General features: G+C 57.5%; 13 protein-coding genes. 5 read left to right on the top strand and 8 right to left on the bottom strand.

Features of this window, described 5'->3' with window-relative positions; all coding sequences use genetic code 11:
• Positions 1 to 18 precede the first annotated feature (18 nt).
• Positions 19 to 1,245: a DUF3298 and DUF4163 domain-containing protein gene (locus H8B15_RS07740; protein WP_187319088.1), complete on the top strand. Its 1,227-nt coding sequence runs from the start codon at positions 19 to 21 to the stop codon at positions 1,243 to 1,245.
• A gap of 197 nt (positions 1,246 to 1,442) precedes the next feature.
• Entirely contained in the window at positions 1,443 to 2,324 is an 882-nt protein-coding gene (locus tag H8B15_RS07745) for a sterol desaturase family protein (protein ID WP_187319089.1), read from the top strand.
• Positions 2,325 to 2,333: 9 nt separating this feature from the next.
• Here H8B15_RS07745 and H8B15_RS07750 read toward each other — a convergent pair whose 3' ends face one another.
• Positions 2,334 to 3,545 carry a porin gene (locus H8B15_RS07750; protein ID WP_187319090.1) on the bottom strand — a complete coding sequence of 404 codons (1,212 nt, stop codon included), beginning with the start codon at positions 3,543 to 3,545 and terminating at the stop codon, positions 2,334 to 2,336.
• A gap of 382 nt (positions 3,546 to 3,927) precedes the next feature.
• On the opposite strand from H8B15_RS07750, the gene H8B15_RS07755 reads away from it, so the two are divergent.
• On the top strand, positions 3,928 to 4,341 hold the full coding sequence (locus H8B15_RS07755; protein WP_187319091.1) for a TerB family tellurite resistance protein: 414 nt from the start codon (positions 3,928 to 3,930) through the stop codon (positions 4,339 to 4,341).
• A 198-nt stretch (positions 4,342 to 4,539) separates the two neighbouring features.
• On the opposite strand, the gene H8B15_RS07760 is transcribed toward H8B15_RS07755, so the two are convergent.
• From H8B15_RS07760 to H8B15_RS07785, 7 genes are all read right to left on the bottom strand, one after another.
• On the bottom strand, positions 4,540 to 5,361 hold the full coding sequence (locus tag H8B15_RS07760; RefSeq protein ID WP_187319092.1) for an alpha/beta fold hydrolase: 822 nt from the start codon (positions 5,359 to 5,361) through the stop codon (positions 4,540 to 4,542).
• Between the two features lie 148 nt (positions 5,362 to 5,509).
• Positions 5,510 to 6,532: a hypothetical protein gene (locus tag H8B15_RS07765; RefSeq protein WP_187319093.1), complete on the bottom strand. Its 1,023-nt coding sequence runs from the start codon at positions 6,530 to 6,532 to the stop codon at positions 5,510 to 5,512.
• A 223-nt stretch (positions 6,533 to 6,755) separates the two neighbouring features.
• Positions 6,756 to 6,890 carry a hypothetical protein gene (locus H8B15_RS21185; RefSeq protein ID WP_281383920.1) on the bottom strand — a complete coding sequence of 45 codons (135 nt, stop codon included), beginning with the start codon at positions 6,888 to 6,890 and terminating at the stop codon, positions 6,756 to 6,758.
• A gap of 257 nt (positions 6,891 to 7,147) precedes the next feature.
• Complete coding sequence (locus H8B15_RS07770; protein ID WP_187319094.1) at positions 7,148 to 7,948, bottom strand: DUF4145 domain-containing protein; 801 nt, start codon at positions 7,946 to 7,948, stop codon at positions 7,148 to 7,150.
• A 36-nt stretch (positions 7,949 to 7,984) separates the two neighbouring features.
• Positions 7,985 to 9,796 carry an ABC transporter ATP-binding protein gene (locus H8B15_RS07775; protein ID WP_187319095.1) on the bottom strand — a complete coding sequence of 604 codons (1,812 nt, stop codon included), beginning with the start codon at positions 9,794 to 9,796 and terminating at the stop codon, positions 7,985 to 7,987.
• A 90-nt stretch (positions 9,797 to 9,886) separates the two neighbouring features.
• A complete protein-coding gene (locus H8B15_RS07780) occupies positions 9,887 to 10,579 on the bottom strand; it encodes a hypothetical protein (protein ID WP_187319096.1) in 693 nt (230 codons plus the stop codon).
• Between the two features lie 57 nt (positions 10,580 to 10,636).
• On the bottom strand, positions 10,637 to 11,926 hold the full coding sequence (locus H8B15_RS07785) for a M20/M25/M40 family metallo-hydrolase (protein WP_187319097.1): 1,290 nt from the start codon (positions 11,924 to 11,926) through the stop codon (positions 10,637 to 10,639).
• Between the two features lie 156 nt (positions 11,927 to 12,082).
• Between H8B15_RS07785 and H8B15_RS07790 the strand changes: the two genes are divergently transcribed.
• Together H8B15_RS07790 and H8B15_RS07795 are read left to right on the top strand one after the other, a co-directional pair.
• The gene (locus tag H8B15_RS07790) at positions 12,083 to 14,155 is read left to right on the top strand and encodes an ATP-binding protein (RefSeq protein ID WP_187319098.1); all 2,073 of its coding nucleotides are present in this window, start codon (positions 12,083 to 12,085) and stop codon (positions 14,153 to 14,155) included.
• A 78-nt stretch (positions 14,156 to 14,233) separates the two neighbouring features.
• Positions 14,234 to 15,805 (top strand): M28 family metallopeptidase, encoded by a 1,572-nt coding sequence (locus H8B15_RS07795; RefSeq protein WP_187319099.1) that lies wholly within the window; start codon positions 14,234 to 14,236, stop codon positions 15,803 to 15,805.
• Positions 15,806 to 15,893 lie beyond the last annotated feature (88 nt).

Genomic DNA, 15,893 nt, shown 5'->3' on the forward strand with positions numbered 1-15,893 from the left:
TTTTCTTCGCCATTTCTCATGTTTTTATCAAAAAACAGTGGCTATTACGCACTCCTGGCTGGTCTGTGTTTGGCAAGCTGTCAGCCTGATACGCCAGCGCAGAAGACTGCTGCCAGTACAGCCACCTCTACTCCTCCAAAAACTGCGGCTCCCGCAACGCCTACTGCGTGGTACCGGCAATACCGCACCCGCCTACCCGGCACTACCGACAGCGTAACGGTGCACCTGCAAAACCTGGGTGGCGGCGGCGATGCACCTTCTATCGGGCGGGTGATTGGCTTCTACACCGGCCCCGACGGACAGCCCTACGAGCTAGCCAGCACCCCTGCCAGCACCCCCGATAGCCTGGTGCTGCGCGAAACCAGTCATAGCCGGCTGAACGCCAGGGGGCAGGGGCCAGTATGGCGGCTGCGCCAGGCGGGCGAAGCCTGGGTAGGTGTAGTGGCGGGGCAAACCGTGCGTCTCCAGCCGCTGCCCGTAAGCCAGGGCGTGGCCTTCGATACGCACGTATTCCGCGACTCCGTGCGCGCCCGCCCCCAGCACCCTGCCGATAGCGTGTGGGGCCGCATCAGCCTGCATACGGTCCTACCCTCTGGCAACCGACAGCCTCTTGCCGGCAACCTGCTGCACTTGCTGCGCGGCGACACGGTATTTGCGGGAAGCGCGCCGGCCTTACCTACTATCTGGGAAGCGATGCGCCGGGTTTTCGTCAACGATTATCAGGAGGATATGAAGGCCGTGTTTCAGCAGATGGAGGCCGATACCAGCCGCGCCGGCCGCCGGCCCATGGCCATGCTGAACTATACCGACGAGCGCGACACGTACGTGCTCTGGAATGCGGATAATCTACTGAGCCTCGGCATTTTCAACTATTCGTACACCGGCGGCGCTCATGGCAACTACGGCACCCACGTGCTCAGCTTCGATACCCGCACAGGCCAGCCACTGCCGTACGAAGCCATTTTCCGGCCCGATGCCAAGCCGCGTCTGGAGGCCCTGCTGGCGCGCTACGCCCGCCCCAGCCTGGGCCTGAAGCCCGGTGAGCCGCTACGCAACGCCTTGTTTGACGAAACGCTACCCGTAACGCGCAACGTGTACCTAACCAGCGGCGGGGCTGTGTTCATATATCAGCCTTATGAAGTAGCAGCCTATGCGTATGGAGAAATTAGGGTGTTCGTGCCGTTGCGGGAGCTACGGCCGTTGTTGCAGCCCGGATTACCGGTACAAGAGGGTAGGAGTGTATAGTGGAGTATTCCTCGACACGCTTAGAATGACGTTCTATAGGGGTTTGGCGAACCATGCGTTCCAGGGTGGCAGCCCTGGACTACGGAGCAAGTTTCACTGACTATCCCTGGGACACATGGTTAGTCAAACCGTTATAACAACTTGCCCTTCTATGTCACGCTGACCAATGCTAACAGACAATCAGTAATTACTACCCCATGCGTTTTTTCTCTATCAATTCTGCGCTGCTGAAGCAGTTCGACCGTTGGGCAACGCCCGCGCTGGTGGTGGTGGCCGCAGCGGTGTTCGTGAACGAAACGGTGTGGCCGTTGCGGCGCCGTACCCGGCCACGTGCCGAGCGGTGGGCGCGTAATGTGGGCGTGTCGGTGCCCTCGCTGGTGGGGCTGCGCCTGGGATTGTTGCCGGCTATGGTAGGCCTCACGCAGGTAGCAGCCCACCGGCGCTGGGGGCTGCACCGCCTGGGGTGGCCGGAGCCGGTGCGCCTGCTGGCCGAGCTGCTGATACTGGATTACGTGGCTTACTCCTGGCACCGCCTGCTGCACGCGCCACTGCTGTGGCGCTTCCATCGCGTGCACCACACCGACCTCGATATGGACCTGAGCACGGGCTGGCGCTTTCATGCGGGGGAAATGTTGGCTAGTATTCCCTACCGCGGCGGCGTGCCCATGCTGCTGGGCGTGCGCCCCGGCGTGCTGCTCGCCTACGAGGCCGTGTTTGAGGCCTGCACGGCCTTTCATCATTCCAATACCCGCCTACCCTTGGCCGTGGAGGGCCCCTTGGCTGCCTGGATGATTACGCCGCGCGCGCATGGCATTCATCACTCTGTGGTGCGCCGCGAAACGCAAAGCAATTTTGGGGTAGTATTGAGTTTGTGGGACCGGCTGCACCGCACCCTGCGCCTCAACGTGCCGCAAGAGCAAGTGGAAATCGGCGTGCCGGCCTACCCCGATGCGGCCGCACAAACCGTGCGGCACCTCGTCACCATGCCCATCGAACCGCTTCAACCCTGGACCCGCTTCGACGGCACCGTGCCCGACCGGCCTCTGCCTACCACCCCCCTCGACGAACTGGTAGGGTAGGGCCGCAACTTAAAAGTTTACCTGCGCCTGCAAGCGCAGCAAGCCTCCACGTTGGCGGTTATCGGGCCGCTGAAAATCCTCGAAGCGGCGCGACGAGAGCGTGTACATCGTGACTAGCTCGAAGGCGGGGAACGGCTGCCACTCCACGCCCAGCTCGGCTTCGTGTACGGCGTAGCTGCGCGCGTCCCGCTCGTGCTTTTTGCCCCCGTTGTAATACTGCGCCCGCAGGAAAGGGTAGAACTGCTGCTGCCCATAGTGCAGGCGGTAGTTGAGCAGGATGTAGCCCCCGTGCAGGCGGCGCGTTTCGATGCTGTCGGTGCGCGGGTTGAACTCAGGGCCGCGGCCTATGTTGTACTCGGCCTGCACGCCAAATGGCTGGGGGTAGAGCACAAAGGTGGCCGCCACGCGCTGGTCGGGGTAGCGCAGATCGGGGTGGTGCTTTACGCCGCTGGAAAGCTGGTCTTTGCCAACCACATACTCCCCGGTATACGCCTGCAAGCCCGGCTCGATGATGTGCTGGCCTACCTCCAGTGGGTACGTCACGCGCGCTACCACGTGGCGCTGGTTGTTCAGGTCGGGTCGGTTGGCCGTTTGGCCGTTGAATACGCCTACACCTACCACGCCGTAGTCGCCGGAGCCTTTCAGGCCATCTTTCACCAGCTTGCTGAACCGCTTGCGCACGGCGGTAGGGGCCCAGTACACGAAAGCGCCCAGGTCCCGCTCGTTGGCTATAGCGCTGTTCAGCGCGTCGTTGCGGTCCAGGGGTAGGCGATTCTGGCTGGACTGCATGTTCTCGAACCCGTACGGAATCTTGCTCTGCCCTACCCGCACCCGAAACTGACTGGCTTTATCCAACCCTACATCGATATACGCATCGCGCAGCAGGCCCACATGCAGAGTAGAACTGCCGCTGATGGTGCTGGCAAAATCGGGCTGAATGTAGAAGTATATCCGCTCATGCAGCTGACCAAAGAAGACAACGCGCACCCGCCGCAGCGAAATTCCCCCGTTACGGCCCCACGATTTGTCGCACTGCTCGCAGTTCAGGTCGGGGTTGGTCTCCAGCAGGCGGTTGTAGCGCGCCTGCACGTAGCCCCGCACCGATACCGACTGAAACCACTGCTTGGCAGGAGCCGGCGCGGAAGAAACCGGTGCACTGGTCGTTTGGCCGTATACCGTGCCGGTAGCGAGCAGCAACAGGAGGAATAACAGTTTCTTCATGATTAGGTAATGCTGGCACAAAGTGCGGCATTACCTATTACTTGATTGTTGCCTTGTTATTAAGGCAATGTTACCAATTGAAAATAAGATTGAGTGGTTGATTCTCAGCGTTTACCCATGCACAAGGCTTCAGGAACGTACTGTTGGGTATGCGACCGTATCACCGGCCGGTTCGTTGAGCTGTGTGGCTGCTCGGGTAGGGAAGCGTTGTGAGTGTAGATTGTCGGCGATGCTGGTGCTTCGCGACGGCCGCCGGAGTATAGCGAATCCGTATACTCAGAAGTGGGAATAACCTTGGGGATACACTCGCGTTGAAGTAAGGCCTGCGCCCTACCCCAGGGAGGGTGCACCGCCATACATCACTCAACCGATTTTAGAATTCATGCAACATACCCGCACGCTCGAAGATCTGCTGGATACGCAGCAGAAAAAACTCGCTTTCTTTCAGAATCTGCTTTTGATTGCCGCCGCCGATGGTAAGCTGCAAGACGAAGAAAGCCAGTTTCTGCTCCAGGTAGGCAACCGTATCGGGCTCACGGCCAAGGACGTACAACCCCTGGCCGACAACCTGGAAGTTCTTAGCTTTATTGTGCCCGCCGATGGCTCCCAGAAAACCCTGGAGCTGCAAACGCTGGTACAAATGATGTTGCAGGACGGCGATATGGACACCCGCGAGTACGATTTGTGCCTGGACTACGCCCGGCGGATCGGCTACAGCAAACAGCTGCTCGACGACATGGTAAGCCAACTATCGGGCAACGGCCCCGCCCCCAACAACCCTCCTACCGTAAGCTAAACGCAGCCACTACCATGCAAAAGGAGGTTCCCGATACAACGTATCGGGAACCTCCTTTTGCATGGTAGTGTGCTATGGCAACGGCTTGCGTAGCCTAGCTATAGCTGTTTCCGTAGCCCTTGATGGACTGCTTCGGGGTGGTCAAGTATACAAAAAAGGTAGCCGATTCGTAAGCTGATTCAGCTAATAATCAGCAAGCTATGGTGCAGTGGATAAACGAGATTCTGCCCGGAAAAACAGATCAACTTTCTGGTTAAACTCGTCGGCATGCTCTTGCAAGGTGCCGTGGCCGCTGTTGGGCACAATCCAGAGCCAGGCGCGGGGTAGGCTTTGATATATAGCCACCGTATGCTCGGCCCGAATTACGTCCCGGTCGCCGGCAATGATGAAGGCGGGTGCCTTGATGCTTGCCAGCGCCGAAAGCGGCACGTGGGGCTCCTTCCAGTCGAGCAGAAATACTTTCCAGTCGTTTCGGCGCTTGGCGTCGGTGAAGGTCTGGCCGTGGCCTTCGCGGTAGCCACGCCGCATCTGCTGCCACAGCGCTGGAGTTAGGGCGGTAGAGTCGGGCCAGAGGTTGGCGCCGGTGGCGGCCAGGCGTTTCACCTTGCCAGGGTGGCGCAGGGCCAGCACCAGGGCCGTAATGCCGCCGTCGCTCCAGCCCAGCACGTAGGCCGAGTCGAGGCGCAGGTGGGTGAGCAGGGCCGCGCAGTCGTCGGCCATCATCTCGAAGCTCAGCGAGTCGCCAGTATCCACGGAGCGGCCGTGGGCGCGGCTGTCCAGCGCAATCACGCGGTAGCGCTTGGCGAAGTAGGGAATGTTCTTCGCAAAGTCCTGGCTGCTACCCCCGTTGCCGTGCAGCAGGAGCAAGGGCGCGCCTGCGCCGTAGGTTTCGTAATACAGCTTCACGCCGCGCACGGTGGCGTAGTGGCCGGCGGCGGAGTTGTGGCCGTAGGGTACGGCCTTCTGCCCATGCGCCAACTGGCTCAATAGCAGCAATAAAAAAGCAATACAGTAGCGCATAGGAGGGCAGGAACTTGGTAGAACGTCATGCTGAGCTTGTCGAATCATCTCTACCGTGAGTAATCTCCCGATGTCGGCAACGAAGCGGTAGAGATGCTTCGACAAGCTCAGCATGACGTTCTAAAGTAGCTATAACCTAGTGCAACGCCTACCTACGCTGCATATATAGCAGGGTAGACCGGCCGGAAGGGCCATACTTATCGTTGATCAGAAAGTAGCCGCCGCGGTACGCCGCCAAGCCCTCCCAGTTGTAAGTGATGTACTCGCGCGGCAGCTCAAACAGTGGTTTCCAGCTGATTTTGTCGCGCTTGTAACGCAGCCGAATCAGGCGGCAATAGTTCTGGTACTTACCGCTGCCATCCAGCACCAGGCGGGCATTTGGGTCGGTGGGGGTAGGACGGTACACGCTGTCGTCGGCGCCATTGAAGAAGTAGTTGATGGCCGTGAAGCGGTTCTTGCCCTCATACACCAAGTCGGTGATGCGGAAGGGTAGGCGCTGCACCGGCACCTGCTGCGGAATATCGGGTAGACGGGTGGCGTTGGGGATGCGCAGGGCGTAGTTGTCGTGCCGGAAGTAGTTGTACTCGAAGAGCAGCAGCAGGCTCTTGTTGTAGCCCGTAGCTGCCTCGAAGCCCGCGTTGGAAATATGCGAGTTGTCCGTCAGGGCTGGCTTGGGCAGCGGCACCAGGTAGTCGGTATCCAGCACGATGGCGGCGTTGGCTGCGTGTACTGCGCCCTTTATCAGGTAGCAATAGGTGGAAGGCGTGGTGGTTTCAATGGTGAAGTAGGCCGTGTCGCCCACCAGCGTAATACCTTCCAAGCCCTCGTATACCTGACACGCCGAATCGAGGCGGGCACGTATCTTATCTAGATGCTGGATAGCGTACTTCTGGTAGGTGACAGCTTGCGTGGTATCGGCCAGCTGTCGGTCTATGCTGAGTAGGTCGAGGGCGTACACCTTGGCCTCGGCCCGGTCCTGCAACCGGCTTTCGGAGAGCAGCAGCAGTTGGTTACCGTAGGTGAATAGACCGGAAAACTGGTTGTTGCGGTCGGCTATTTCCGCGGGTAGGCGCAGCGTGTGGATGCTGAGCGGAAGCTTCTTTTGTGCGCTGGTCAGCGTGGCGGGTAGGAGAAGCAGCAGGATAAGAGCAATCCGGTAAGAATGCAGCATCGGCAGGAGCAGTTAGGGCAAAGCAACGCGCAAAGATTACCAAGCGTACGCCCGGCTCCAACTTCTGCGCAACTTACTCCAGCAGCGTGCTGCAATTCGGGACTAATTTATAACAACGGTGGCACTATAAATCCTAATCTCTCGTATGTTTGTATGGCTGACACTGATATACAGAACAGTTAGCAAAATAGCAGGGCAGGCCGAGGCCCACCCTGCTACCATTCTACGGACGATTCAGCCAGTGGGAAACCACTGCTCGAATCACCGCCCCAAGAACTACTTTAAGCAGCTCTTGGGGGTCGGAGAAGAAGGCAAGCCACTTCGACTTCTTCTCCTTTTGCGCACGAACCTTCTTCATTGGTTAAGAAGTTAGGTGTTGCATCACCCACTTCTTGAAACCCCGGTTGTGCCACCAACCGGGGTTTCGTCTTTTCACAGACTACCGTGTTGGCGGGGTGTTTACCGTACGCTTACGCCAAATATAAGCGTAGTTGGTCAGGTACCATCAGTTGGCTTCTATTTGCCCAAATTCCTGATCCAATGACTGCCGTAGCTCAACAGCTTCTGCATCGGTATGGGTGCATTTTGGCTACGCTACTATATCTTCATTTATTACTAAAACGGCGGTGGTAAAGCATCATTTCTTTTGTTTTTAGATCTAGGAGCTTTTCTTTTATTAATTTCTTTAATAACTTTATTTATTTCCTTTGTATTTTTACTAAATATTTTATTTAACACATACTCAAGTATATCATACGCATCAATGAGGTCACTTTTTTCTACATCAGAAATATGACTGCCGGCATTGCCTATCCATTTAATCGCTAAAAGAGCGTTTGTGGATTCAGGATATTTAATTCCAAACTTGACTATTCTAGCATGTAGTGAAAGAGATATTCTTTTCTTTCCCTGTATTTTTGTACTTGGTATTTTAAATTCGTTCATTAAGAGTTCAATCGAAGCTCTAATTTTATTTGCACAAGAATGGGTGTCACAAAAAAATAATGAAAATGACTTTTTAATTTCTGATTGTATCAGTGTTGGGCAGGCTTCCTCTATAGTGAAAATGTTCGGACTTAATGTAAAGAAAATAGGTTTAAATGAATCATAGTATTGTGAATACCAATCTTCATCTATCTCCTGATATCCTTCTTCCACACTACCCGTCCCAGTAACAAATACGGTGTCTTTACACTTTGTATTGTTGCATTTTAGTGGCGCGGCAAATGTGTATCTTATCCAATAAGGCTCCCAGTCTGGATGGTCTCGATCCTGAAGAGATTCTTTAGTTTCAAATTTTTGTATTGTTTTATCTTCCACGATTAAAATTCCTTTGCTGCAAGTAGGGCAGATCCACTCAGGACAACTATCATCTGTTATATTAGGAGTAAGCCACAGTTCTTTATTTACAGCCATTCTATCTAAGTTTTAAATGATAAACTCAAATATATATCACCCCACCGTATCCGCCACCTCATCCCCATCATCCACCAGCACCCGCGCCAGCTTCTCAATATTCAGGCTCCGGGCCGAGGCGTCGAAGATTTCGCGGTACGTCCCTTTCACATCGTATAGCTCGTCGTGGGTGCCGCTTTCCACCATGCGGCCCTGCTTCATCACGTAGATGCAGTCCGAATCCACGATTTGGGCGAGGCTGTGGGAAATGATAACTACTGTGCGGCCCTGCTTGATGGCATCGAGGGAGTTCTTGATTTGCTCGGTGGCAATGGCGTCGAGGGAGGCCGTGGGCTCGTCGAGGAAGATGATGGGCGGGTTTTTCAGGAACAGCCGGGCAATGGCAATGCGCTGCTGCTGCCCGCCCGAGAGCTGTTGGGCGTCGCTTTGGTACTGGTGGGGTAGGGCCACAATCTGGTCGTGGAGGTAGGCGCTGCGGGCGGCGGCCTGCACCTGCTCGAAGCTCGCCGCAAAGTTGCCATAGCGGATGTTCTCCTCAATGGTACCCTTGAAAATGTGGTTTTTCTGAAGCACCAGTCCCAGGCTCTGGCGCAGGGCGTGGGTGTCGTAATCGCGCAGAGGCTGGCCGTCGAGGGTGAGCGTGCCGCTGTCGGGCGTGTAGAATTTGCAGAGCAGGTTGATGATAGTACTCTTGCCCGCGCCCGACAAGCCCACCAGCGCCGTGGTCTTGCCAGCCTCAATGCGCATATTCACTCCGTGCAGGGCCGCCGTGCCGCTGGGGTAGGTAAACGACACGTCGCGCAGCTCGAAGGTGCCGCGCAGGTGGTCGGGTAGTAGTTGGCCGGTGGGCTCGGTCTGGTCCGCGGCGTCGAGGATGCTGAAGAAGCCCTCGGAGTAGGTAAGGGCGTCGTTCATCTCGTCGTAGATGCGGTGCAGCTGCCGGATGGGCGCCGACACGTTGTTGAACAGCAGAATATGGAACATAATGGCCCCGATGCTGATCTGGCGGTCGAGCACCAGGTAGGCGGTCAGGATGATGATGAGCACCACGCCTACCTGCTCCACAAAGGTTTTGAGGCCGTCGTAGAGGAAGTTGGTTTTGCGCGTTTGGAGCTGGGCCGTCACCAGCTGCTCCTGCAGGCCGTTTTGTTTTTCCTCCTCGTAATCCTCGCGCACAAAGCTCTTAATCACCACCGCCGAGTCGATGATGTTGACGAGGCCCTGGTTTTTCTCCTCGCGCAGGCGGCGCAGCGTGCGGCGCACCCCGTTGAGCTTATCGGCTTGGGCGTAGCTGAGCCAGAAGTAGATGGGTAGGATGAGCACCGCCGTGAGCCCCACGTACACGTTGGCCAGAAACATCACTACCAGCGCCACCACGGCATTGGCAAACAGCGGCAGAATATCGATGAAGAAGTTTTGCACCAGCTTCATCAGGCTCTCCACGCCCCGGTCGATGCGCGTCTGGAGCTTGCCCGTCTGGTTGCCGCCGCTGGCGTAAAAGCCTAGCTGGTAGCTCAATATCTTATGAATAGCGGCCTGCGAGAGGGTAGTGGAAATGCTGATGCGAATCCGCTCCCCGTAGAACTTCTGCCCGAACTGGATAAACGCATTCACCACCTCCTTCACCAGCAGCACCGCGCTGATGCCGCCCAGCAGCGTAGCGCCCTGAGCCAGCGCTTGATTGCGGTTGAGCATGCCCTGCACCGTATCCACGGTGTAGCGCAGCACAAATGGATTCACCTGCGCCGCCAGCGACCCGACCAATGTAAGTAACAAGGTGCCCAGTACCAGCCGCCAGTAGGGCCGGACGTAGGGGAGGAGACGTTGAATAATCTGCCAGAGGCTCATGTGAATCGGCTTGGAGGGAAAGGTAGCCGATTAGACGCGGGCGCGGGGCGTAGGGTTATTTAGGTTATAAAGTCAATATAGAAATACACGTCACTTACTCTCTATGATGCGGATAGTTCTAATGAGATTTCTTGCATTCTCAAAGAAATGAATAGTTGTAGAATCGTTATTCATAGTTAACAGCTCATAACGAAATTTGATAGATGTTTTGCTTATAGACGTCTCGCCAAAAAGTGTTTTTATGTATTGATTTCTTGTAGAATCGAATTCATTTGTTTCTATAATAGAAAAGAATCGACCATTAATATTTTCTACAGAGTCCCAGGGAATGTGTCTTTTTATTTGACCATCTGTTTTAAGGCGCATTTTCTCAATAAAAGCTCTTTTACTTGCCTTATGCAATTTGGTTATTCTGTCTACTGAATTACTAATTATTGCATTTGGGTACAAGAAATCGTCATGATAAATAGTAAGTTGATTTATTGAGTCTTTAGGTGGATGTGGAAACGGTATAAAGCCACTCTCTTTAGCTATAGGTAAATCTTTGGGTTGCAAACGGTATTTTACAGTGCCGCATTCCGTACAGTCAGATAATGATGTCCACGTTAGGAGTGTGTTGTACGTATTAGGTACGCGCATCGTAACAAAACCTAAGTTTTTGATTAACTTTATTTTAACAGGCTGGGTGTTCTTTATAAAATCATTAACTGCTGTATCAGGCTTCTGATTATTGCATCCTATAAATAAAGTAGATAAGTATATTAGATAGTGTCTTTTAAACATAAATAAGATATAAGTTCTGTATTCTATTTGCAAATGTGTGCCGTTAAGGAATTTATATTACCGCGTCAGCCGGTAAATCATCAGCGCCGCGCGCTGCACTAGCAGCGGAAACTCGCGGGTATTAATGGTTTCGCCGGGGGCGTGGGCGCCTTTGCCGGAGGCGCCGAGGCCGTCGAGGCAATCGAGGTATTGCGCCACGATGGAGATGTCGCCGGCGCCGCGGGAGCCAGGGTCGCCGGCTTGCACGGGGCCGAGGCCCAGGTCGCGGCTCACCTGGTCGGTGAGGTCGGCGAGGCGCTGGTTGCCGGGGGTAGGGGGCATACCGGGTAGGCCGTCGGCGAAGGTGATTTCGGCGCGGGTTTGGGGTAGGGATTGGGCCACGATGGCGCGCATCTTGACGCGGGCGTTTTCCTTTTGCTCCTCGGTAAGAAAGCGCAGGTCGCCGGCCACGTTAGCCTGCGGGGCAATGATGTTGGTTTTGCCAACTACCTCGCCGTAGGCCTTGGTTTCGTTGTATTCCACCTCCGAGCCGCCCACAATCAAGCCGGGGTTGAAGGTGAGGTACTGTTCCTGGCTCAGCTGCTCCCGAAACGCATTCAGAATGCGCGCCGCCTCGTAGATGGCGCCGTCGCCCACCGAGGGCTTGAAAATGCCCGATGAGTGTGCCGCCTGCCCGTAGGTCTTCAGCTGCCAACTGCTGCTGCCGCGCCGGGCCGTGGCCACCGTGTGCAGCCCCGCCGCCGACTCAAACGCCAGCGCCACATCCGAGGCTTTGGCCTTGGTAATAAAGTCGGCGCGGGCAGCCTCGCCTTTGCCCCCGCGCTCCTCGTCGCCGGTGAAGTAGGCGGTGATGGTGGTGTTGTTCAGCAGCCCGTTTTCCTGCAAGGCTTGCAGCGCCGCCAGGATAATGACGTCGCCGCCCTTCATATCGTTCACGCCCTGACCGGTGGCGGTGGAGTCGTTGAGGCGGGTGAACTTGGTGAAGGGCATATCCGGCTCGAACACCGTGTCGAGGTGACCGATAAGCAGCAGCTTCTTGCCCTTTTTGCCGGTGCGCCGGGCCACCAGGTGGCCGGCGCGGTTCATCTCGGCGGGCATGGGCACCCACTCCGTTTCGAAACCCAGGGCATCAAATTCCTTCCGAAAGACGTCGCCTACCTGCCGCACGCCTTGCAGGTTCAGAGTGCCGCTGTTGATGTTCACTACCTGCTCCAGCAGCTGCTCGGTCTGGGGTAGGTGGCGCTGCACCGAGGCCACAATTTTCTGTTCCGTAGCCGATAATTTCTGCGCCTGAACGGTCGGCCAGGAACCCAGCACGCCTGCGGCTACTAGTAGCAGTTTTCTCATGTGGTAGTAGTTGTCAGGGAATTTTCAGGAATACCGCAAAATCAACGGCGCAAAATACGGTTCAGGCGGTCAACTGCACTATTTTTACTACGCTATCCGCCTATCTTGCTACTGCCGAGCTGCGTCTTCTCTCTGTTGTCTACTTGCTGTTTGCGTATGAAGCAACGTCTACTTTTTTTGTGCTGGTGGGCGACGTTGCTACTGGGTACCGTGCGGGCGCAAAGCCCGCAAACGCAGCCCCTACACCAAGCCCTGGCCCGCGCCACCACCGATACCAGCCGGGTGCTGCTGCTGGCCGACCTCAGCGCTTCCTACCGCTACTCCCACCTCGACTCGGTGCAATACTACGCCCGGCAGGGGCTGCGCTTGGCCCGGCAGCTGCCCTACCCCAAAGGGGAGGGTAGGTGCCTGTCGCGCATGGGGATGCTGCTGGGTGAGTGGGGCAATCTACCCCAAGCCCTGCGCGTAAACCTGCAAGCCCTGCGCCTCAACGAAGCCAGCCACGACCAGGAAGGCACCGCCCGCACCCTCAACCAAACCGGCCTACTCTACTACGCCCTCGACGATGGCCGCCCCGCGCTGGACTACTTCTTCCGGGCGCAGCGCATTTATGAGCAGGGTGTTGGCGATGAGTCGCAGCTAATCAGCGTACTTGCCAACATCGGCACCAGCTACATGCTGCTGAATCGGCTGGACTCGGCCGGGGTGTTTCTGCGGCGCGCTTATAGTCTGACGGCTCGCTCGCGTACGGTAAGGCAAAGCAGTTGGGGCAACCCCTTGCCCTACGTGCTGCGCGAAATGGGGCTGCTGGCCAGCATGCAGGGACAGCCCGAAAAAGCTATCCGCTACTACCATCTGAGCGCCCGGGCGGCCGTACCCGAAAACGACCGGCGCAGCCAGAGCCGCGCCTACCAGTACCTGGCCGAGCTGTACCAACTCCGCCAGCAGCCCGATTCCAGCATCTACTACGCCCGCAAGGCCCTGGCAGTAGGGCAGTCATTGCCGTTTATGGTAGGCGTGATGCGCAATAGTAAGCTGCTGGCCGATGTGTTCACTGACCGCGGGCAAAACGACAGCACCCTCAAGTACATGCGCGTTATGGCGATGGCCGCTGATAGTCTGCACGACCCGCGGCGCATCAAGCAGCTGGATGCTATTGGGTTTGCCGAGCAGCAACGCCTGCAACTCCTGGAGGAAAAGCAAGTGCAGCTGCAACAGCACGTGCGGATAGCGGTGCTGGTGGCGGTGGTGAGCGTGCTGGCACTGGTTACTTTACTGCTCTGGCGCAGAGTCCGGGTGCAGCGCCTTGCCAACCGGTATCTACAAGGGCTCAACGCGAAAATCTCGCGGCAAGCCACCGAGCTTACCCAGCAGCGCGACGAACTGGGTCGTACCCTGCAAGAGCTAAAAATAGCCCAAAGCCAGCTGGTATTGCGCGAGCGAATGGCCGCCCTGGGCGACCTCATGAACGGCGTGGCCCAGGAGGTGCGCCGCCCGGTGCAGCGCGTGCGCGAGCTGGCCGGTGTCAGCGAGCAGTTGTGCCAGGAGCTGCGCAACGAGTTTTCCCGGTGCACCCCCTACCTCGAAGATGGGGAGTACCTGGATGAGATGCTGCAAAACCTGGCCCAGCATCAGACCAATATTGTGCAGGCCGGCCAGCGGGCCGATGTGATTGTGCGCGGCATGCTGGAATATGCCAGCGCCCAGCCGGGTCCGCGCCAGCCCACGGCCCTCAACGGATTTGCGGAAGACTACCTGCGCATCACCTACCACGACTTGCGCGCCAAGCACCGCTACCTGTCGGTGGCTTTGTTCTTTGAGCTGGACCCGGCCGTGGGCAGCGTGCCCGCCGTGCGCCACGACCTGGGCCGGGCGCTCATCGGCTTGTTCAGCAATGCCTTCTACGCCGTGCAGCAACGTCAGCAGCAGCAATATGGCGAAGAGTTCGTGCCGCAGGTGAAGCTGAGTACCCGGCGCACCGCGGGGCAGGTAGAGCTTCGGGTGCGCGACAACGGGCTAGGTATTCCAGCGGCCGATTTGCCCAACATCTTCCAGCGCTTCTTCACCACCAAGCCCGCCGGCGAAGGCACGGGGCTGGGCCTGTCATTGAGCTACGATATTATTACGCGGGGCCATGGCGGCACGCTCACGGTCGAGAGCGAGGTAGGGCGGTTCACGGAGTTCTGCATCACGTTGCCGGCCACCGAAAGCAGTCCGGCGCAACCGTAGCGCCGGTAGTTGTGTCCCTCCTCCATCCGCGGCCACCGTGCGCCGCGTTCTGTTCCAAAACCATTCTTCGCAGAGAGTATGAAAAACGTAGTACTACCCTTGCTGGGCGTGCTGGCGGGCAGCGCCCCGGCGCTGGCGCAACAGGCCGAAAAGGTAGACCAAGCCATGGTCGCCAAGATCAAAGACGAAGGCATGAACCGCTCCAAAGTGATGGAAACGGCCTTCTACCTGACCGATGTGAGCGGCCCGCGCCTTGCCAACTCGCCCGGCCTGATGCGCGCCAGCGAGTGGGCCAAAAAGCAGCTCACCGATTGGGGGCTCGCCAAAGCCAATATCGAGTCGTGGGGTGATTTTGGCCGGGGCTGGGAAATCGAGAAGTCCTACGTGGCCATGACCAAGCCCTACTACCAGGCCATGCTGGGCACGCCCAAGGCCTGGACGCCCTCTACCAACGGCCTCATCAAAAAGCCGGTAGTATTGGTGAAAGTGGCTTCGGAAGCTGATTTGGAGAAGTACAAAGGCCAGCTGCGCGATAAGGTGATTATCACCGAAGTAACCTCCATGCCCAAGCTGGGACTGGAGCCTGACGCCCGTCGCTACACCGATGAGGAGCTGCAAAAAATGGCCGCACCCGTAGCCGCCGACGCCGCCCCCCGCCGCCCCGCCATGACCGATGAGCAGCGTGAAGCTATGCGCGCCCGCGCCGCGCTGCGCAGCAAGCTGGCGCCGTTCTTCATCAGCGAAGGTGCTGCCGCCGTGCTCAGCAACCCCCGCGGCGGCGCCACGGGCACCTACTTCACCAGCAACGGCGCCCCCTACGCCGCCGATGCTCAGCCGGTGCTGCCCGAGCTGGAAATGGCCACCGAAGACCAGCTGCGCATGATTCGGTTGGTAGAAGCCGGCATTCCGGTGGAAGTGGAACTGGAAACCAAGACTAAGTTTCAGACCCAGGACCTGAAGGGCTACAACGTGGTAGCCGAAATACCCGGCACCGACCGGAAGCTGAAAAACGAAATCGTGATGCTGGGCGGCCACCTTGACTCTTGGCACGCCGCCACCGGAGCCACCGACAACGCCGCCGGCTGCGCCGTGATGATGGAGGCCGTGCGCATCCTGGAAGCCCTGAACGTGAAGCCCCGCCGCACCATTCGCATTGCGCTGTGGAGCGCCGAAGAAGAAGGCCTGCACGGCTCCAAGAACTACGTAAAAAATCACTTCGCCGACCCCGCCACCATGCAGCTCAAGCCCGAGCACGAGAAGCTGGCGGCCTACTTCAACCTCGACAACGGCGCCGGTAAAATCCGCGGCATCTATGCTCAGGGCAACGAGAGCGTGATGCCCATCTTCGCCTCCTGGCTCCAGCCCCTCAACGAGTTGGGCGCTACCACCGTCACGGCCCGCACCACCGGCGGCACCGACCACCTCTCCTTCGACGCTGTGGGCCTGCCCGGCTTCCAGTTCATCCAGGACCCCCTCGATTACGGCACGCGCACCCACCACACCAACATGGACACCTACGAGCGCCTACCCCCCGAAGACCTCAAGCAGGCCTCGGTGGTAGTAGCCACCTTCGTGTACAACGCCGCCATGCGCGACCAGAAGCTGCCCCGCAAAACCCTCCCTACTGCCAAAGCAGTAGGCCAGCGGTAGGCAACTGCTTATGGGTTAAAGCAAAAAAGGCGGTCAACTTGACCGCCTTTTTTAATAGCCGTTTGTCATCCTGAGCGGAGCGAAGGAC

Origin of the sequence: Hymenobacter citatus (assembly GCF_014333615.1) — a bacterium.
Taxonomy (GTDB): domain Bacteria; phylum Bacteroidota; class Bacteroidia; order Cytophagales; family Hymenobacteraceae; genus Hymenobacter; species Hymenobacter citatus.

Excerpts from the sequence above, each read along its gene's own strand:
- H8B15_RS07740 (WP_187319088.1), top strand. The coding sequence starts at position 19 with ATGTTTTTATCAAAAAACAGTGGCTATTACGCACTCCTGGCTGGTCTG.
- H8B15_RS07745 (WP_187319089.1), top strand. The coding sequence starts at position 1,443 with ATGCGTTTTTTCTCTATCAATTCTGCGCTGCTGAAGCAGTTCGACCGT.
- H8B15_RS07750 (WP_187319090.1), bottom strand. The coding sequence starts at position 3,545 with ATGAAGAAACTGTTATTCCTCCTGTTGCTGCTCGCTACCGGCACGGTA.
- H8B15_RS07755 (WP_187319091.1), top strand. The coding sequence starts at position 3,928 with ATGCAACATACCCGCACGCTCGAAGATCTGCTGGATACGCAGCAGAAA.
- H8B15_RS07760 (WP_187319092.1), bottom strand. The coding sequence starts at position 5,361 with ATGCGCTACTGTATTGCTTTTTTATTGCTGCTATTGAGCCAGTTGGCG.
- H8B15_RS07765 (WP_187319093.1), bottom strand. The coding sequence starts at position 6,532 with ATGCTGCATTCTTACCGGATTGCTCTTATCCTGCTGCTTCTCCTACCC.
- H8B15_RS21185 (WP_281383920.1), bottom strand. The coding sequence starts at position 6,890 with ATGAAGAAGGTTCGTGCGCAAAAGGAGAAGAAGTCGAAGTGGCTTGCC.
- H8B15_RS07770 (WP_187319094.1), bottom strand. The coding sequence starts at position 7,948 with ATGGCTGTAAATAAAGAACTGTGGCTTACTCCTAATATAACAGATGAT.
- H8B15_RS07775 (WP_187319095.1), bottom strand. The coding sequence starts at position 9,796 with ATGAGCCTCTGGCAGATTATTCAACGTCTCCTCCCCTACGTCCGGCCC.
- H8B15_RS07780 (WP_187319096.1), bottom strand. The coding sequence starts at position 10,579 with ATGTTTAAAAGACACTATCTAATATACTTATCTACTTTATTTATAGGA.
- H8B15_RS07785 (WP_187319097.1), bottom strand. The coding sequence starts at position 11,926 with ATGAGAAAACTGCTACTAGTAGCCGCAGGCGTGCTGGGTTCCTGGCCG.
- H8B15_RS07790 (WP_187319098.1), top strand. The coding sequence starts at position 12,083 with ATGAAGCAACGTCTACTTTTTTTGTGCTGGTGGGCGACGTTGCTACTG.
- H8B15_RS07795 (WP_187319099.1), top strand. The coding sequence starts at position 14,234 with ATGAAAAACGTAGTACTACCCTTGCTGGGCGTGCTGGCGGGCAGCGCC.